Genomic DNA, 19877 nt, shown 5'->3' with positions numbered 1-19877 from the left:
AAGAGCCGATTCCTAAGAATCGACTCTTCCTATTAATTCATCACTAACTCAGCTGTGAGCTTTTTTTTTAACTTAGCCAGCATGTCAGTTGTCATTTTATCTAAATCGTATTCTGCTTTGAAGCCCCACTCTTTCATTGCTGCTGTTGCGTCAATAGAGTTTGGCCAGCTATCAGCGATTGTTTGACGAGCTGGATCTACTGCATAATCCATTGTAAACGTCGGAATGTGTTTACGAATTGACGCTGCAATTTGCTCTGGCTCAAAGCTCATTGCTGTAATGTTAAATGCATTTCTATGCACTAGCTTACTTGGATCAGCTTCCATTAATGAAATGATCGCTTGTAAAGCATCAGGCATATACATCATGTCCATGTACGTTCCTTCAGCAATGTATGAGGTGTATGCACCTTTTTTAATCGCCTCATAATAAATTTCAACTGCATAATCAGTTGTTCCGCCTCCTGGAGGAGCTACGTAAGAAATTAAACCTGGGAAACGGACACCGCGCGTATCTACGCCAAATTTTTGATGATAATAATCACACAGTAATTCTCCCGCTACTTTGTTTACCCCATACATCGTAGTAGGACGTTGAATTGTATCTTGCGGTGTATTATCTTTTGGCGTTGATGGACCGAATGCACCGATAGAACTTGGCGTGAAGAACTTACAGTTTAATTCACGAGCTGCTTCTAGAGCATTTACAAGTCCACCCATATTTAGGTTCCATGCAAATAACGGATTTTTTTCTGCTGTTGCTGAAAGTAAAGCTGCTAAATGAATAATTGTATCTACTTCATTACGCTTTGCGATATCATGTAGTTTTTGTCCATCTGTTACATCTAACGTTTCAAATGGACCAGACGTTACTACTTCACTATCTGTTTCACGAATATCTGTTGCAATAACATTTGATGCGCCGTATACATCACGAAGTTTCATTACTAGTTCAGAACCAATTTGCCCTAAAGAACCGGTTACTAGAATTTTTTTCATTTTCCCCACTCCTCATTTGCAAGCTATTCAAAAGATGTCGTTACTTAAATGATACCCATTTCTTTCCCTACTTTTTCATACTTACAAATTGCTTCATCTAACATTTCTTTCGTATGAGCTGCTGTAGGCATATTACGAACACGACCTGTTCCTTTTGCTACAGTTGGGAACACGATAGATTTTGCGTATACGCCTTCTTCATTTAGACGTTTACTAAATTCTTGTGTTAATACTTCGTCCCCAATAATACAAGGTGTAATTGGCGTTTCACTTTCCCCAATGTTAAAGCCAAGTTCTTTTAACCCTTGTTTTAAATAGCGACCGTTTTCCCATAGACGATCATGTAACTCTGTGCTTTCCATTAAGATTTCAATTGATCTCATGCAAGCTGCCGCATCAGCTGGTGTTAATGCTGTAGAGAATAAGAATGGACGTGAACGAACTTTTAACCAGTCAATTAAGTTTTGTTTCCCTGCTACATATCCACCAATTACCCCAATTGCTTTTGATAATGTACCAATTTGGAAATCAACTTTATCAGAAAGACCGAAGTGCTTTACAGTTCCTGCACCTTTTCCAAGTACACCTGAACCGTGTGCATCATCTACGTATGTCATTAAATCTAACTCTTCTGCAATCTCAACAATTTCTGGTAGTTTTGCAACATCTCCATCCATTGAGAAAACACCGTCTGTAATTACCATTAATTTATTGTAAAGACCTGATTCTTTCGCCGCGATTGCTTTTTGGCGTAAATCTTCCATATCAGAATGTTTATAAACAATAATTTTTGCTTTTGATAGACGACTACCGTCAATAATAGATGCATGATTTAATTCGTCTGAAAGAATCGCATCATTTTTATCCATAACAGCTGAAATCGCTGCCATATTACAGTTAAATCCTGATTGATAAGCAATTGCTGCTTCTGTATGTTTAAACTTTGCAATTGTTTCTTCTAACTTAATATGCAAATCTAAAGTACCGTTAATTGTACGAACAGCCCCTGCTCCAACACCGTACTTATGAATAGCACCAATTGCTGCTTCTTGCAAACGGCTATCTGTTGCTAATCCAAGATAGTTGTTTGAAGATAAGTTAATATATTCTTTTCCGCCAATTGTAATGATTGGTCCATTCGAACTCTCAAGCGGATCAATTACGTTATAAAGCCCCTTTGATTTTAAATCCTCTAAATTTTCTTCTAAAAATTTCGCAAGTGTTTTACTAGACATTGTGAAGCCTCCCATCGTTCATGTAAGCGGATTATTGTCTTAATAGTTCTAATAATCCCTCTACTAGCTTAACACGTTTTCAGAATTTATTATAGAAAAATAGTTTAAAGTAACCGCTTACAATTCTAGATTATATATGATTCATTACAATAAATCTATCATTTACTTTTCATATTTGATAGAATTAAAAAAATATTTAGGGAGGCTTCAAACATGGCATTTACAGAATCTGATGTATACAATAACACAGCATTTTTCGAACAATATATGAAACGAAAATACCGAGAAAATAGCCCAAATGAATCCATTGAAAAACCAGTATTCTTTCAGCTCATTGGTCATGTGCAAGGAAAACAAATTCTCGATTTAGGCTGTGGTGATGCTAAGTTTGGTGCGGAATTATTAGAAAAGGGATGCTACTCTTACACCGGCATTGAAGGCTCCGAGCTTATGTATGGAAAAGCTAAAAAACAACTAGAAAATAAAAATGGATCTGTTCATTTTTTAAACCTCAAAGATTATACCTATCCCTCTTCCACTTTTGATTTAGTAACCTCTAGACTCGCCTTACATTATATTGAACATCTTGATATCATTTTTCAAAATGTGTTTCAAACTTTAAAAACAAATGGCACCTTTATCTTTAGCGTTCAACATCCCGTTATTACTTCTTCATTTGAAAGCTTACAAACAAGTGGTAAAAGAACGAGTTGGCTCGTCGATGATTATTTTAAACTAGGCAAACGGGTTGAACCATGGATTGACCAAGAAGTTATTAAATATCATCGTACAACGGAAGAGTATTTCACATTATTACAGCAAGCTGGATTTACCATTACATCATTAAAAGAAGCTACACCAAATCCAACCTATTTTCAAGATGAAGAAGAGTATAAACGTCGCTTACGTATTCCTCTCTTCCTCTTATTTTCTTGTACCAAATAAAAAAAACGATGACTCACTCATCGTTTTTTTATCTCATTGCCTGAGCAACTTCTTTAACTACACGTCTTCCTCTTCCGTGAGGGATACAAAGCGGTGTTCCAAACAACGGATCCGTACTAATTTGACACTCCATTCGGAATACATCACGTACTAGTTTCTCATCTACCACTTCTTCAGGTTTACCTTGTGCATATATTTGTTTATCTTGAATTGCTACAATGTTATCTGCATAGCGGCATGCTAAATTCAGATCATGTAATACCATAACAATTGTTCTTTGTTCTGTTTCATTTAATTCGAATAATAAATCTAGCACTTCAATTTGGTGAGTCATATCTAAGTATGTAGTTGGCTCATCCAGTAAAATGATATCTGTATCTTGTGCAAGTGTCATTGCGATCCAAGCACGTTGACGCTGCCCACCTGAAAGAGCATGCACATCACGCTCAGCAAATTCTGTCATACCTGTTGCTGCAAGTGCCTTCTGTACCATTTCCTCGTCTTTTTCTGACCATTGCTTCAGCCATGTTTGATATGGATAGCGTCCTTGCTTTACAAGTTGTAATACTGTAAGTCCTTCTGGTGCTTGTGGTCCTTGCGGTAAAATCGCCATTTGACGAGCAATTTGCTTCGTTTGCATACTTTGAATTGCTTGATTATCTAACAAAATATCACCATTTGTTGGCTTTAATAATCTGGCTAGTGAACGTAATAAAGTTGATTTCCCGCAACCGTTAGAACCGATAAAAATTGTAATTTCTCCTTTTGGAATTTCTAAGTTCAGCTCATCAATAATAATTGTTTCACCATAAGACAACGTCAAGCGTTTCGTCTCCAATGCTTTTTGCATATTCATCTCCCTTTATGAATTCCGACTTTTATAAAGTAAATAAATGAAATAAGGTGCACCAATTGCTGATGTAAATACCCCTGCTGGAATTTCAAGTGGTGTGAAAATTGTACGCCCTATTAAATCTGCAGCAAGTACTAGAATTGCACCGACAATAGCTGCAACTGGGAGTAATGCACCGTATAAAGAACCAACTAATCTTCGTGAAATATGAGGTGCCATTAAACCGACAAATCCAATCCCTCCGGCAAAAGCTACCGCACCACCAATTAAAGCTGTACTAAGTAATAACATAAATACACGCGACTTCGTTAAAGGAACCCCAAGTCCTACCGCTATATCATCCCCTAGCTCTTGTGCATTTAAATGCCTAGCTGCGATAAATGATATTACTGTTAAAATGAGAACCCAAGGCGCAAGTACCATAACATTTTGCCAAGAAGAGCCGTAAACGGTACCCGTAATCCATACATTCGCTTGGCTCGCTTGATAAATTGGTGCTAGCAACATAAATAATGTTGTCGCCGCCTTCGTTAATGCCCAAAATCCAACACCAATTAAAACGAGACTAATTGGTGATAATCCATCATTTTGCCATGCAAATAAGTATACAAAAACCGCTACAATCGTTGCTCCTGCAAAAGCTGCAAGCGGCATATAATGAATACTTACCGTTAGTGCATTATTTTTATCACTAAATAACGCTAAAAATAATACAACTGCGACACTTGCCCCGCCCGTAATCCCGATGATATCAGGAGAAGCAAGTGGATTTCGAACGAGCCCTTGTAAAATACAGCCCGCTACCGCAAGCGCAATTCCTACGAGGATAGCAATTAAAATACGTGGCATACGAAACTTATTTACAACCATATTTGACATTGCATCGCCATTTCCGGTAATTGCTTGCCATACGTCATAAGGAGCAATTTTCATGTCTCCCATACCTGCGCTCGCAAAGAATAATCCTATTAAAACAACTAGTAAACTTAACAAGACGAGACAAGCTCGTTTATACATTAAAAACGAGAGCTCGCCTTTTCCTATACGAAACGGAATATATTTCTTCATTTGCTAAGCCCTCTCTTACGTGCAATATAAATAAAGAACGGTGCTCCAATAAATGCTGTCATAACTCCTACTGGTACTTCTTGTGGCATAATGACATATCTTGCTGCTATATCAGCCAATATTAGTAGTATTGCACCTAACAATCCGCTATAAGGCACTCTCCATCTGTGGTCAACTCCAACAAGAAATCTAGCAAAATGCGGAGTAATAATTCCAATAAATCCAATTGGGCCAGCAACCGCAACTGAACCACCAGACAATAGTACAATAATAAGTAACACGAATGATTTCATTAAAATTGTTCGTTGTCCAAGTCCTTTCGCGACGTCTTCTCCCATCATCAATGTATTTACTTTCCCTGCCATCATAAGAGACGCAATCCATCCTATTAATAAATATGGGAATACAGATTGTAAAATTTCTAACTTTCTCCCTTGCACAGATCCGGCAAGCCAAAATAATACCTCTTCAAGCGCTTTTTCATTTAACACAAGTAATCCTTGTGTTAATGATGAAAATAACGCACTAATTGCGACCCCTGCTAACGTTAACTTAAGAGGAGTAGTCCCTTCTTTTCCTAAAGAACTAGAAGCAAATACAAGTACAGCGGCAACCGCCGCTCCTAAAAAGGCAATCCATGTGAAAGCTGATAATGATGTTACTGAAAAGATTACAATTGCTACAACTATGAAGAACGCAGCACCTGAATTTAATCCAATAAAATCTGGAGAAGCAAGTGGATTCTTAGTTAAAGTTTGCATAAGACAACCCGCGATGGCTAAACTAGCACCAACACTTGCTGCTATAAGTGCCCTTGGAAGGCGCACATTTTGAATAATAATATGTTCATTAGAACCATTAAAATGGAAAAAAGCATCTAGCGCTAATTTCCAGCTCGTATTTGTATATCCGAAAATAATACTTCCCCAAATACAAATAACGACTGCAATGATTCCAACAAATAATCCAATCCATTTTGCTTGATTTGTTTTTAATAACATGCAGCGTTTCCCCTTCAATGTATAATGATACGTTGTAAGTGTATTTCAACTTAATTCTTATTGTCAACGGAAATGAGAATTATTTTCAACCATATGTATTGACAATCAAAAGATAAAGGCTTAATATCATGCTTGCTATTGAAAAATATTCTCAACATGTAGGGGGTACATAATGAATTTCATGCGGAAAAAATCGTTTACAGTATTTGTATTTTTACTAGCATTTTCAATGCTTTTAAGCGCTTGTGGAAAATCAAATAACAAAGAAGAATCTACAAAAGAAGATAATAAAAAAGAAGTGGTTACTGTAGAACATGCAATGGGTAAAACAGAAGTTCCTGCTAATCCAAAACGTGTAGTTATCTTAACAAATGAAGGAACTGAAGCTTTACTTGAATTAGGTGTGAAACCAGTTGGTTCTGTAAAGTCTTGGACTGGTGATCCATGGTATCCACATATTAAGGATAAAATGAAAGATGTAAAAGTTGTTGGTGATGAAGGACAAGTTAACGTTGAAACAATTGCTTCTTTAAAACCAGACTTAATTATCGGTAACAAAATGCGTCACGAAAAAGTGTACGAACAACTAAAAGCAATTGCACCTACTGTGTTCTCAGAAACATTACGTGGGGAATGGAAAGATAACTTCAAATTTTATGCAAAAGCATTAAATAAAGAAAAAGAAGGTCAAAAAGTTGTAGCTGATTACGAATCACGTATGAAAGATTTAAAAGGCAAACTTGGCGATAAAGTAAATCAAGAAATCTCTATGGTTCGTTTCATGCCTGGTGATGTTCGTATTTATCATGGCGATACATTCTCTGGTGTTATTTTAAAAGAACTTGGATTTAAACGTCCTGGAGATCAAAATAAAGACGACTTTGCAGAGCGTAACGTATCTAAAGAACGTATTTCTGCAATGGATGGCGACGTATTATTCTACTTCACATTCGATAAAGGAAATGAGAAAAAAGGCTCTGAATTAGAAAAAGAATATATCAATGATCCGCTATTTAAAAATTTAAATGCAGTGAAAAATGGTAAAGCATACAAAGTTGATGACGTTATTTGGAATACAGCTGGTGGTGTAATGGCTGCTAACCTACTATTAGATGATATCGAAAAACGCTTTGTTAAATAATTTTATTCTAACCAGCTCTCTCTTTGATGGAGCTGGTTTTTTCATTTCACTGAAGTGTCACATTATTTCATTTTGTATTTTTATTCCCAATATGTTATATTATAAAAGTAAATAGAATATATTTTCTTTATATCAGAATAGATTTTTTAATCTAAATTTTCTGATTAATCACTATTTTATTTTCTTTTAGAATTCAATTATTACATTTGAAAACGCTTATCATCTCGTTTTCAGGGCAAAATACAGTAACGGTTGAAGAAAAATAGAACTTTTTTAGAAATTTTCTTTCTATTTCCATATAATTCTATTGACTTCTAAATATTTTGTAAATTAAAATGATTACATAAATATCCGTTATACAGGATTAGGGGGAAACAAAAATGGATGCAGCTTTAAAATTAGACAAAGCTGGAGAGCAACAATCACCAAAAAAACATCCACCAGGGTTGTATTTGTTGTTCTTAACAGAAATGTGGGAAAGATTTAGTTATTATGGAATGCGTGGCCTTTTAGTTCTTTATTTAACAACTGCTGCTGTTAGTGGTGGGTTAGGATTTGATAAGGCAGTCGCAGTGCAATTATATGGTACTTTTACAGCGGCAGTATATTTCATGCCAATTATAGGCGGATGGCTAACGGATCATTATATCACAAGACGTCATGCCATTACTCTCGGCGGAATTATTATGGCAATCGGCAACTTTGTACTATTCTCAATGAATACAAAAACAGGACTATTTCTAGGATTAATACTATTAGTTATTGGTAATGGGTTCTTCAAACCAAATATTTCTACACTGTTAGGTGAATTATATGGTGAAAATGATTCACGTCGTGACAGTGCATTTACTATCTTCTATATGGGTATTAACGTAGGTGCTTTCTTCGCTCCACTTATTTGTGGATTTTTAGCAGAAGATTTCTTTAAAACAAGCGTTGATGGCGTTATGGTTATGGGATATAAATACGGATTCTTAGCAGCTTGTATCGGTATGATTATTGGACAAATTGTTTTCAACTTATTAGCTCCTCGCTACCTTGGTACAGCAGGAACAACAATTGTTGGTAAAAAAACAAAAAATCAACCTGCAATCGAAAAGAAACCTTTAACAAAACAAGAAAAAAATCGCACTTGGGCAATTGTAATTTTAACTTGTTTCGTAGTATTCTTCTGGGCAGGCTTTGAACAAGCTGGTAGTTCTTTAACACTCTATACAGATAAATTTGTTGATCGTACAATTTTTGGATGGGAAGTTCCAACATCTTGGTTCCAATCCGTTAATCCAGCGTTCATCGTACTCCTTGCACCATTCGTATCTATGCTATGGTTAAAACTTTCTAAATCAAAGCGTGGCGATTTAAAAATACCAACAAAAATGGCATTTGGTATGATTTTACTAGGTATAGGTTACCTGGTTTTAACATTAGCGGTTCTAAAAACTGGAAGTAGTGAAGCTGATATAACTGTTAAAGCAAACTTATTATTCATCGTTATCACTTATATGTTCCATACAATTGGAGAACTATTCTTATCACCAATCGGTCTATCAATGGTAAGTGCAATTGCACCTGTTAAATTAGCATCATTACTAATGGGTGTATGGTTAGCTGGTTCAGGTATGGCTAACTGGTTAGCTGGTAAACTTGCTTCCTTTACACAATCATTAGGATACCTTGAAGTATTTGCAAGTATTGGTATTATCGTTATCGTCTTAGGACTTGTACTCCTTCTCTTCTCTAAAAAAGTTGCGAGTATGATGGAATAATACAAAAAAAGACGCTTCTAAAATTAGAAGCGTCTTTTTTATTATTTCTCCTCTAAAGCTGTCACGTCCACATGAACGCTCTCACCAGGATTAGATACATCATACACTTGAGCACTCCCCTTCTGCTCATCACAGCTCTCAATCCATACTGGTACGCCCTCATATGTAACGTCAATTCTACTTGAAGAAGATAAGATTTGTTTCACACGTTTCACATCCATACTAATATCCCTCCTTTTGCTTACTGCACTCCTTTCTATTTTTTCTTTTCCTTTTAGAATATATTCCGTAAAGCAGCATGTTGATTGATAGTCATTTCTTCCTCACATGCTAATATTTACTCTCTCGCTACCTTTCCGACAAATAAAAAAAGACGTATATTCTACACGTCTTTTTCCATAATATTCAAATTTTAAGAAAATAATGTTTTTACTACCGCACTTACTTTATCATTATGGATTTGGTAATACACTTCTAATCCTCGTCTTTCAAAGCGCACTACTTTATTTTGCTTTAACTTCGTTAAATGTTGTGAAACCGTTGATTGCGGAATTTCTAATACTTCCTGTAGTTGTGTTACATTACATGTTCCTCTTTGCATAAGTTCCATTACTAGACGTAGACGAAGTGGGTGAGCTAACGCTCTTAACATTTGTACATCTTCTTCTGAAATACGACATTCGAATTGATTTTGGCTCATAAAGTTCCCCTCATTTTCGTTTTTATTTGCGTTTTTATGTTCTTTTTATTTATTTATATATCTGTTCTTATATTTCCTGTTACGACATAACTTTATCAACCTATAAAGCCGAAAAATTTTTCCATTTTAATCAACAAAAATTCAGGAAAAAATCCTTGTTGATTTTGAATATTATACTATATGATATAACGAAAAAGCAAAATAATGGCCTACGAATACTTTGCTTGCAAACGTTGTTTTATCAGGCTTTTTGTTATATTTTCACCTCATTGAAATGCACAGTAACGGTATTGTAAAATACCGTCTATAATTGATAACCTATCGTAATGTAGCTGAACTATACTTAACCTCTTTGTTACGCTAAAAGGAATTTTCAGTAAAAAGAGATGATGTGGTATTAAAAATTTGTTTCTAATTTTTTATTCGTATTGCAAGCGGTTGGACTGTTGTGCCAAACTTCCTATTAAATCTACTCACCATTCCTCCCTCACTAGATCAAACAGGACAGATCAGTTCATATATCAAACTTTATACTCGATATAAAAGATGGCATCTAATATACGCCTATAAGGAACATGCCATCTGAATAAGCAAAATAATATGCAAATAACTTATACAGCACACTTAAATTCATTTGAGTGTGTTTTTTGTCTACTTTATGAACAAAGCTTTTCTTTTAACACTATTATGGAATAATTATACTTTTTTACGTTGACAATAGTGTTGAAGGAGAATATACTAAGCATGTAAGTTGATTGTGAACAGTTTCACAAATAATGTGAATTTCTTCACATATAATAGATAGGAGTTGTCATTATTATGAGTACTTGGACACAAATTTATGACCCATTAAACAATATTTGGCTATCTGCACTAATCGCAGCACTTCCAATCTTTTGTTTCATCATTTGTTTAATGGGATTCAAAATGAAAAGTTACATGGCTGGTCTTTATAGTGTGATTGTCGCTATTATCCTTGCAATATTTGTTTATAAAATGCCAGCAACAGTAGCTGTAGCATCTGCCGGATTCGGTGTTTTATCTGGATTTTATCCAATTTGTACTATCGTTATCGCCGCAATTTTCCTTTACAAATTAACTGTTAAAACAGAGCAATTCAATATTATTCGCGATAGTATTTCAAGCATTACAAATGATCAACGTTTACAAGTATTATTAATCGCTTATTCTTTCGGTGCTTTCTTAGAAGGCGCAGCTGGTCTAGGGGTTCCAGTTGCTATTACAGCTGCACTACTTGTAGGTATGGGATTTAACCCATTAAAAGCAGCAGGTATTTGTTTAGTAGCTAATATCGCTGGTGGTGCTATGGGTGCTATGGGTATTCCAGTTACAGTACCAGCACAATTAACTGAACTTGACGCATTAACTATCGGTCGTCAAACTGTTCTTATTTTACCTTTCATTAGTATCATCTTACCTTTCTTACTTGTTTCAATGGTCGATGGAATTAAAGGTATTAAAGAAACTTGGCAAGGTATTCTTGTAAGTGGTGTTTCTTTCGCAATTACTCAATTCGCTGTAACTTACTTCTTAGGTGCAGAACTTACTAATATTTTCGCAGCCGTTGTAAGTATGATTGCTCTTGCATTATTCTTACGTGTTTGGCAACCAAAATCTTCTACTAAAGAAGAAAAACAAGAAACTAAAGTATCACATACATTCAATCAAATTTTATATGCTTGGTCTCCATTCGTATTCTTAACTGCATTTGTAACAATCTTTAACTTAAAACCGATTAAAGCTTTATTTGCTCCAGATGGTGCGTTAGCGAACTTAGTATTTAACATTCAGTTCCCTGGTCTTCATAATGCTGTTATGAAAACTACACCAATTACAAAAGCTGATACACCTTTCGCAGCTGTTTTCAAATTCGATGTATTCTCTTCTACAACTACTGCGATTGTACTAGCAATTATCGTTTCACTTATCGTTTACCGCGTAAAAGGTAAAATGGTTAAAGAATTAATGATTGAAACAATGAAAGAATTAAAAGCTCCAGTATATACAATTTGTAGCGTTATCGCTTTAGCTTACGTAGAGAACTACTCTGGTATGTCATCTACACTTGGACTTGCATTCTCTTCTACTGGTAATGCATTCCCAGTTCTTTCTCCAATCTTAGGATGGATTGGCGTATTCATTACAGGTTCAGTAGTTTCAAGTGGTTCTTTATTCGCACCACTTCAAGCAGTAACAGCAGACCAGTTAAACATCGTTCCTTCTACACTCGTTGCCTTAAACGTAGTAGGTGGTACAATGGCAAAAATGGTTTCACCACAATCTGTAGCAGTTGCTTGTGCCGCAGTTGGACTAGTTGGGAAAGAATCTGCTCTATTTAAAACAGCAATGAAATACAGTTTAATCTTCTTAGCTGTTATTAGCTTACTTCAATTAAACGCTGTATTTAATATCTTTTAAAAATAAAACACCGATCCAAATGGATCGGTGTTTTTCACATTACATTTTTTTATTTTTTAATAAAGAAGCTCCAGCAATTTCAGGGTGAGTCATTTCGAATGGATCTAAAATAATATCCAATTCCTCTTCTGTCAGTACACCATGTTCTAAACATAACTCCCTAACAGATTTTCCTGTTTCAATTGCTTCACGTGCAATACGAGATGCTGCTTCATAACCAATATGAGGATTAACTGCTGTAATAATTCCAACACTTTTCTCAACATATTGCTTCAGCAATTCTTCATTTGCTGTAATTCCTTCAATACAATATTCACGGAATACACGGAATCCATTATTCATAATACTTATAGATTGAATTAAATTAAATACAAGCACAGGCTCCATTACGTTTAACTCTAATTGTCCTGCTTCTGATGCTAAGCAAATTGTATGATCGTTTCCGATTACTTGGAATGCGACTTGGTTAATCACTTCTGCCATAACTGGATTTACTTTACCTGGCATAATCGATGAACCCGGCTGACGTGCTGGCAATTGAATTTCAGCTAACCCAACACGTGGACCAGACGCCATAATACGAAGATCGTTTGCAATTTTAGACATGTTCATCATACATACTTTAAGTGCTGCAGATACTTCTGTGTATGCATCTGTATTTTGCGTTGCATCAACTAAATGCTCTGCACCAACAAGTGGGAATCCACTAAACGTTCTTAAATGTTTTACTACTTGTTCAATATACGTAGGATTTGCATTTAATCCTGTACCAACAGCTGTCGCCCCCATATTCACTTCATATAAATGTTGACGAGACTGTTTAATTCTTTTTATATCACGCGCAAGCACTCGGCTATACGCTTCAAATTCTTGCCCAAGGCGAATTGGAACTGCATCTTGTAAATGTGTGCGTCCCATTTTAATAACGTGATCAAACTCTTTTGCTTTTTTACGAAAAGCAGAATGAAGTTCTTCCATTGTAATAAGAAGCTTTTCTAACATCATAAGAGTTGCAATATGAATCCCTGTTGGAAACGCATCGTTCGTTGATTGGGCCATGTTCACATGAGTGTTTGGGCTAATTTTCGCATACGCCCCTTTTTCATATCCCATACGTTCTAACGCTCTATTCGCAATTACTTCATTTGTATTCATATTAATAGAAGTTCCGGCTCCGCCTTGAATAGGATCCACGATAAATTGATCATGAAACTTTCCATCAACAATTTCTTGCGCTGCTTCTGCAATTTCATATCCAATGTCTTTAGCTAAGTAACCAGTATCTATATTCGCAAGCGCCGCCGCTTTTTTCACAATTGCCATTGCTGTAATGAGTGATGGATGAATGCGATATCCTGTAATTGGGAAGTTTTCTACGGCACGTAATGTTTGTACACCATAATAAGCTGCACTTGGTACTTCTTTTTCACCTAAAAAATCTTTTTCTATACGTATATCCTTCGTTGCTATCATTTTTATCACCTATACTTTTTCATTCTAAATCCTTATCCAAAAAATCCGCCCTCTAAAAACACGAGTATCATTCAGAAGAATTTTTCAGTATCCACCTTCACTATATAGCACCTTTTTTGAAAGCGCAAACATTTATTTTTCTGTATATCCTTTTTATTAAAGTTTATAGAAAATCATTCTTCTACTTTCCTTATTTCCACTCGTTTAATTTGATGCATATCCTTTTCAAGGACTTTAAAATAAAAACCGTGTTTCTCAATAACATCTCCTTCAGCAACGATTTGTTTTTGTACCATAATCCAGCCACCAATTGTATCTACATCATCAGCAATTAAATGTATGCCAAGCAAATCATTTACTTCACTAATAAGCACTTTTCCCTCTACGATTTTATACCCTTCACTTACATGCTCTATAGGTGGATTCTCATCTTCATCGTATTCATCTCGAATTTCTCCAACAATTTCTTCTAAAATATCTTCTAGTGTAACAATCCCTGCTGTACCACCATATTCATCATACAATACAGCTAATGGAATGTGTTTTCTTTGCATTTGTAATAGCAAATCATGAATTGGAATATTTTCTAGCACTTCAATAACTGGCCTTGTATATGGCATAATCGAGCACTCCTCGTCCCGATTCCCATCCATATAACGAATAAATAAATCTTTTACATTAACCATCCCAATAATTTCATCTTTATCTTCACCAAATACAGGATATCTCGTGTACTTTTCTTGTGCGATTACTTTAATATGTGTTTCAAATGGTTCGTCCTCATATAAGCCTACAACTTCCGTACGAGGTACCATAATTTCTTTTGCTACTCTATTATCAAATTCAAAAATATTATTTACATATTTAAATTCCCTTTGGTTAATCTCTCCGCTCTCATAGCTCTCAGATAAGATTAACCTTAATTCTTCTTCTGAATGAGCTACTTCATGTTCAGAAGCTGGATGTAATCCGAATAAACCAGTAACAACCCTCGCTGAACCATTCAAAGCCCAAATAAACGGATACATAACTCGGTAAAAATAAATAAGTGGTTTCGATAACAATAAGCTAACTTGTTCTGCTTTTTGTATAGCAAATGTCTTTGGAGCAAGTTCCCCAATGACAACATGTAAAAATGTAATTACTGCAAAGGCAATAATAAATGAAACTGTACTGGAAATTGCAGGTGAGAATTGTAATTTTAAAAACAACGGCTCAAGTAAATGTTTAATAGTTGGTTCCCCTAACCACCCGAGCCCTAAAGCAGTAATTGTAATACCTAGCTGACAGGCCGATAAATATTCATCTAAATTTGAAGTTACCTTTTTAGCTGCCAGTGCACCTCGTCTTTTTTCGCTAACGAGTTGATCAATACGACTGCTACGTACCTTAATAATTGCAAACTCAACAGCCACAAAAAATGCTGTTAACCCAATAAGAATGACTACCATCAATAATTTTAAAATATCCACATATGTCCTTTAGCTTTCTTAGCTAAAGTTACACCTCCTTTTAAAAAGAAGTTTCACTTTAGTTTCTTCAATTATTGGAAAGCAACTCTATATAAAATCCACCAATTTTCAAACCTCATACAATTCTAAAGGTAAACCATCAGGATCTTGGAAAAAGACGAATTTCTTCTCCGTTATTTCATCAATACGGATTGATTCTGTCTCAACACCACATTGATTTAAATGCTTCACAGCTTCTTCTATATTTGTAACAGCAAATGCTAAATGTCTAAGACCTGCTGCTTCTGGAAAACTTTTGCGCTCAGGTGGATTTGGAAATGAAAATAATTCGATTTGATACTCTTCTCCTACACATAAATCTAATTTATAAGAATCTCGTTCCTTTCTATATACTTCATTAAGTTCTTTAAATCCTAATATTCTAGTATAAAAATACTTTGACGTCTCATAATTCGAACAAATAATTGCAACGTGATGCACTCTACATATATTCATACTCTCTCTATTCCTTTCTTTACCAAAGATGCATATTCTCTCTTGAAATGAAAAACATATATAGCAGAATATCTCTTTTAGGGGGCTTATCATGAAATTCATTACTTTTTTCGTCGGACTAATTGTTGTTTTCTTGCTCGCTTATATTGCTAGCAATAATAAGAAGCATATTAAATTTAAACCAATTTTTATCATGCTTATTATACAGTTAATTTTAACCTATTTACTACTAAATACAGAAGTCGGCCTCATACTAATTAGAATCATTTCCAGTTTGTTTACCAAGCTACTCGAGTATGCTGCTGATGGAATAAATTTCGTATTTGGTGGTCTTGCAAATAAAGGTGAAATGCCATTTTTCCTTAATGTATTATTACCAATCGTCTTTATTTCTGTTTTAATTGGCATATTACAACATTTCAAAATACTACCATTTTTTATTCATTGGATCGGGTACTTTCTTAGTAAAATAAATGGTCTTGGGAAATTAGAATCTTACAACGCTATTGCCTCTGCCATTGTCGGCCAATCAGAAGTTTTTATTACAGTGAAAAAGCAATTAGCTCAAATTCCAAAACACCGTCTTTATACACTTTGTGCCTCTGCTATGTCAACCGTATCTATGTCTATCGTAGGTGCCTATATGACAATGATTGAACCTAAATATGTAGTAACTGCACTCGTTCTCAATTTATTTAGCGGTTTTATTATCGTACTCATCATTAACCCTTACGACGTTAAAGATGACGAAGATATTTTAGAAATCAAAGGTGAAAAACAGAGCTTTTTTGAAATGCTTGGAGAATACATTCTTGATGGTTTTCGTGTAGCCATTGTTGTCGGCGCTATGCTCATCGGATTCGTCGCATTAATTAGTTGTATTAATGACCTGTTCCTCATTATATTCGGTATTACGTTCCAACAATTAATCGGCTATATATTTGCACCTATCGCATTCCTTATCGGTGTACCAAGTTCTGAAATTGTCGCAGCTGGCAGCATTATGGCAACGAAGCTTGTAACGAATGAATTTGTTGCAATGATGGACCTCAGTAAAATTTCTAATAGCCTTTCTCCCCGTACAGTTGGTATTATTTCTGTTTTCCTTGTGTCTTTTGCCAATTTCTCTTCCATTGGTATTATTTCAGGTGCGGTAAAAGGACTAAACGAGGAACAAGGAAACGTTGTTGCAAGGTTTGGCCTTAAATTACTATATGGAGCTACTCTCGTTAGTATTTTATCTGCAATTATCGTAAGCATTATGTTGTAATTAGGTAAAATTTTATCATTTTCTTATCCCTATCTTTTGTATACAATAACGAATAGGTGTCTTATAAATAATCAAGACATCTATTTTTTATACATGTACAATCGCTTTTATTTAGCGTAAAATATTTTTTATGTGTTTGAATACACTTCTAAATGTATACACTTTGATAGTTTTAAAGGAGAAAAAATGATGAAATCCGACACGAACAACAATACGCGAGCCAAAAAAGGACGCTCAAAGAAAAAACGCCTACTTTGGTTCCTTCTTATTCCATTACTAATTGTAGCACTTGGAGCAGGAGGCTACTCCTTCCATATATACAGTAAAGCAAAGTCCGTCTTAAATAATGCTTATGCTGAACTAGGTCGAGGAGATAAGTCCAGCAAACGTGAAAAAGCTGTTAAACCTATGACCGACAACATTTCCGTACTTATTATGGGTGTTGATGAAAGTGAAATTAGGGAAAAAGGTTATGGAAAAGCGACTCGAACAGATGCGTTATTACTTGCAACAATTAATAAAAACGATAAATCCGTTAAACTTGTAAGCATTCCACGTGACTCACGCGTCTACATTAAATCACGTGATAAATACGATAAAATTACACATGCGCACGTATTCGGTGGTGTAGACAGCACAATTGATACGGTAGAGAACTTTTTAGATGTTCCAGTTGATTACTATGTAAAATTCAACTTTAAATCCTTTATTAAAATTGTTGATTCTCTTGGTGGTATTACTGTAGACGTTCCAGTTGAGTTCACAGAGCAAAATAGTAAAGATGAAGCAGATGCAATTCATCTTAAAAAAGGACGTCAACATTTAAATGGAGAAGAAGCATTGGCGCTAGCTAGAACTCGTCATATCGATAGTGATTATATGCGTGGCCAACGACAACAGCTTGTATTAGAGGCCATTGCTGAAAAGGCACTATCTCTTAATTCCATTAATAAAATCGGTGGCCTACTAGACGCTGTCGATAAGGATTTAAAAACCAATTTAACGTTTGATGATATGATGACAATTACAAAAAATTCAATGGATTCAAATTTAAAGATGGAAAAAATGCAAGTAGAAGGTACAGATAAATATATAGGTGGTATTTATTATTACGTTCCAAATGAAAAAAGCGTCGACACTATTTCAACTACCCTTCAAAAACATCTCGGTGTTACGAATAAAAATGAACATAAAAAATTATAATAAAAAGGCTGCTAGATCTTTCTAGACAGCCTTTTTATTATATTTTTCAACATATTTTTCATACACATTGTGACAAGAAGTGACAATTATTACAACGATGTAACATTTTTTATGAAAACATTACACACAGTGAAAATAATAGTATACTAGTACGTACATAATGTTATTTTCATCATTTTTATACAAAAAATGTAATACATATATTTATACATAAATTTCTGGGGGGAAATAAATGAAGCTAAGTAAAATACTGATTGGTTCTGCAATTGCTGGGGGCATATTACTTTGTGTAGGCGGTGTTGGGGGATATCAATATGTATCCAAATTAAATAATCAATTAAATACTACTGCATTACCAAATACTACATTTGAAGGTATTTCTCTCGAAGGAAAAAATAGGAAAGATATTCAAGCAATTATTAATCAAAAGGTAACTGAGTTAGATCAAAAATCCCTTACCTACATATTCCAAAACGATAAACAAACTTACACATGGAAAGATTTAGGGATAAATTATAAAGAGAAAGATATTATTGACAAAATCTTCAAAGAACAAGAAGGAAACGTAATGAATCGTTACAAAATGCGTAAGCAAGCTGAAAACGGTGAATTAAAACGTGACTATAAATTAACACCACAATTAAATGCAACAGCTTATGAAACCTTTATAAAAGATAAATATAATGAAACATTAAAAAATCCTGTTAATGCAGAATTGAGTATTGAAGGCTCAACAGTAAATGTTAGTCAAAGCCAAAACGGAGAAAAAATTGATAAAGGGAAACTAAACGATTTAACAAACGAAGCTATTACTACTGGTAAATCAGATGTTACATTGCCAGTTACATTTATAAAACCAGAACGTTCTACAGAAGACATACAGAAAATGGGTATTAAAGAAGTCATCGCTGAATATTCTACTCCAATGGCCGGCCGTAACGGAAATCAATCATTTAACGTAAATAAGTCAGCCAATACTTTAAGTGGGGTTATTGTCGCACCTGATGAAACATTTAGTTTTAATGGCCGCGTTGGCGTAACTGATGCTGCACATGGTTATAAATCTGCAGCAGTATATTCACAAGGTAAAGTAATACAAAGTGCAGGCGGAGGAGTTTGCCAAGTCAGTAGTACTTTATACAGCGCAGCTTTAAGGGCAGATTTAGGCATTGTTTCTCGAAGCAATCATTCTATGCCGGTAAATTATTTACCACTTGGGCAAGATGCAGCAGTAGCAGATTATGGTCCAGATTTAAAATTTAAAAATAATACGGGCAATCATATTTATATTCAAGCATTTTCAAATGGAGGTAGTATTACTACACGCATTTTCGGTACAAATACTGGTAAAAATGTTGAAGTTTCTTCCCAAGTAATTAGTAGGACTAGTGATAAAATCACAGCGGTTACGTATAAAAAAGTAACACAAAACGGGGCAGTAATATCAAATGGACAAATTTCAAAAAGCGTATATAAAAGCGCTCCAAAAGAATAGATAATATCAACCGAATAGCATAAAGAAAAAGGCGTGATTTAATCACGCCTTTTTCTTTTGCAGTAATAGTAAAAAAGTTTCAAGATGGTCTTTCGTTTCTTCTAAAGACCACATACGATTCCCTTCCTTCGCAGCTAATACACACGCCTCTTCCCACACGTTCTTTTTCTTCATATTTATTAATTCATCACGTAATTTCAAAACGATTTCTTCGTCTTCTTGTTCAATAAACTCTTCCATCACGCTTACTATTTCATCCTCATGAATACTTAACGTACAGTACGATTTAAGAAAGTATTGTAATGTCGTATACATAATGTACT

Annotated in this window: 18 protein-coding genes; 7 read left to right on the top strand and 11 right to left on the bottom strand. The window is 34.9% G+C overall.

Going from position 1 to position 19877, the window contains the following annotated elements:
* Positions 1–32 precede the first annotated feature (32 nt).
* Positions 33–998, bottom strand: a complete 966-nt coding sequence (locus tag BM089_RS25290; RefSeq protein ID WP_000723125.1) for an L-threonine 3-dehydrogenase — start codon at positions 996–998, stop codon at positions 33–35.
* Between the two features lie 44 nt (positions 999–1042).
* The gene (locus tag BM089_RS25285) at positions 1043–2233 is read right to left on the bottom strand and encodes a glycine C-acetyltransferase (RefSeq protein WP_000095904.1); all 1191 of its coding nucleotides are present in this window, start codon (positions 2231–2233) and stop codon (positions 1043–1045) included.
* A gap of 213 nt (positions 2234–2446) precedes the next feature.
* On the opposite strand from BM089_RS25285, the gene BM089_RS25280 reads away from it, so the two are divergent.
* Entirely contained in the window at positions 2447–3178 is a 732-nt protein-coding gene (locus BM089_RS25280; RefSeq protein WP_000885964.1) for a class I SAM-dependent DNA methyltransferase, read from the top strand.
* A 28-nt stretch (positions 3179–3206) separates the two neighbouring features.
* Here the strand turns inward: BM089_RS25280 and BM089_RS25275 are convergent, their stop codons facing one another.
* Genes BM089_RS25275 through BM089_RS25265 form a run of 3 tightly spaced genes read right to left on the bottom strand, consistent with a single transcriptional unit; the run spans position 3207 to position 6100 of the window.
* The gene (locus tag BM089_RS25275) at positions 3207–4028 is read right to left on the bottom strand and encodes an ABC transporter ATP-binding protein (RefSeq protein ID WP_001167953.1); all 822 of its coding nucleotides are present in this window, start codon (positions 4026–4028) and stop codon (positions 3207–3209) included.
* 12 nt (positions 4029–4040) lie between these two features.
* Complete coding sequence (locus BM089_RS25270) at positions 4041–5099, bottom strand: FecCD family ABC transporter permease (protein ID WP_000760059.1); 1059 nt, start codon at positions 5097–5099, stop codon at positions 4041–4043.
* Positions 5096–6100, bottom strand: coding sequence for a FecCD family ABC transporter permease (locus tag BM089_RS25265; protein WP_000925211.1), 1005 nt, complete (start codon positions 6098–6100; stop codon positions 5096–5098). Before BM089_RS25265 ends, BM089_RS25270 begins: the two co-directional genes overlap by 4 nt.
* Before the next feature lie 172 nt (positions 6101–6272).
* On the opposite strand from BM089_RS25265, the gene BM089_RS25260 reads away from it, so the two are divergent.
* Positions 6273–7241, top strand: a complete 969-nt coding sequence (locus BM089_RS25260) for an ABC transporter substrate-binding protein (RefSeq protein ID WP_090978380.1) — start codon at positions 6273–6275, stop codon at positions 7239–7241.
* 380 nt (positions 7242–7621) lie between these two features.
* Positions 7622–9007 carry a peptide MFS transporter gene (locus BM089_RS25255; protein ID WP_069354950.1) on the top strand — a complete coding sequence of 462 codons (1386 nt, stop codon included), beginning with the start codon at positions 7622–7624 and terminating at the stop codon, positions 9005–9007.
* A 41-nt stretch (positions 9008–9048) separates the two neighbouring features.
* Here the strand turns inward: BM089_RS25255 and BM089_RS25250 are convergent, their stop codons facing one another.
* Both BM089_RS25250 and BM089_RS25245 read right to left on the bottom strand, forming a co-directional pair.
* Complete coding sequence (locus BM089_RS25250) at positions 9049–9228, bottom strand: acid-soluble spore protein H (protein WP_000382679.1); 180 nt, start codon at positions 9226–9228, stop codon at positions 9049–9051.
* Between the two features lie 191 nt (positions 9229–9419).
* Positions 9420–9707, bottom strand: a complete 288-nt coding sequence (locus tag BM089_RS25245) for an ArsR/SmtB family transcription factor (RefSeq protein ID WP_000081428.1) — start codon at positions 9705–9707, stop codon at positions 9420–9422.
* Positions 9708–10526: 819 nt separating this feature from the next.
* On the opposite strand from BM089_RS25245, the gene BM089_RS25240 reads away from it, so the two are divergent.
* Positions 10527–12146 (top strand): L-lactate permease, encoded by a 1620-nt coding sequence (locus tag BM089_RS25240; RefSeq protein WP_000109093.1) that lies wholly within the window; start codon positions 10527–10529, stop codon positions 12144–12146.
* A 39-nt stretch (positions 12147–12185) separates the two neighbouring features.
* On the opposite strand, the gene aspA is transcribed toward BM089_RS25240, so the two are convergent.
* The 3 genes from aspA to BM089_RS25225 form a co-directional block, all read right to left on the bottom strand.
* Complete coding sequence (aspA, locus tag BM089_RS25235; RefSeq protein WP_075718941.1) at positions 12186–13619, bottom strand: aspartate ammonia-lyase; 1434 nt, start codon at positions 13617–13619, stop codon at positions 12186–12188.
* A 173-nt stretch (positions 13620–13792) separates the two neighbouring features.
* Positions 13793–15091 carry a hemolysin family protein gene (locus BM089_RS25230; RefSeq protein WP_000353320.1) on the bottom strand — a complete coding sequence of 433 codons (1299 nt, stop codon included), beginning with the start codon at positions 15089–15091 and terminating at the stop codon, positions 13793–13795.
* 108 nt (positions 15092–15199) lie between these two features.
* Positions 15200–15586 (bottom strand): SMU1112c/YaeR family gloxylase I-like metalloprotein, encoded by a 387-nt coding sequence (locus tag BM089_RS25225; protein ID WP_001017682.1) that lies wholly within the window; start codon positions 15584–15586, stop codon positions 15200–15202.
* Between the two features lie 91 nt (positions 15587–15677).
* On the opposite strand from BM089_RS25225, the gene BM089_RS25220 reads away from it, so the two are divergent.
* The 3 genes from BM089_RS25220 (at position 15678) to BM089_RS25210 (ending at position 19554) form a co-directional block, all read left to right on the top strand.
* The gene (locus tag BM089_RS25220; protein ID WP_090978378.1) at positions 15678–16856 is read left to right on the top strand and encodes a NupC/NupG family nucleoside CNT transporter; all 1179 of its coding nucleotides are present in this window, start codon (positions 15678–15680) and stop codon (positions 16854–16856) included.
* Positions 16857–17042: 186 nt separating this feature from the next.
* Entirely contained in the window at positions 17043–18059 is a 1017-nt protein-coding gene (locus BM089_RS25215; protein WP_002153524.1) for an LCP family protein, read from the top strand.
* A 232-nt stretch (positions 18060–18291) separates the two neighbouring features.
* Positions 18292–19554: a VanW family protein gene (locus tag BM089_RS25210; protein WP_000777371.1), complete on the top strand. Its 1263-nt coding sequence runs from the start codon at positions 18292–18294 to the stop codon at positions 19552–19554.
* Positions 19555–19596: 42 nt separating this feature from the next.
* Here the strand turns inward: BM089_RS25210 and BM089_RS25205 are convergent, their stop codons facing one another.
* Positions 19597–19869, bottom strand: a complete 273-nt coding sequence (locus BM089_RS25205; protein ID WP_000288806.1) for a hypothetical protein — start codon at positions 19867–19869, stop codon at positions 19597–19599.
* Positions 19870–19877 lie beyond the last annotated feature (8 nt).

Origin of the sequence: Bacillus sp. 5mfcol3.1 (assembly GCF_900114335.1) — a bacterium.
GTDB classification, from domain to species: Bacteria; Bacillota; Bacilli; order Bacillales; family Bacillaceae_G; genus Bacillus_A; species Bacillus_A thuringiensis_S.
This window is presented reverse-complemented; position numbering and strand designations above follow the sequence as displayed.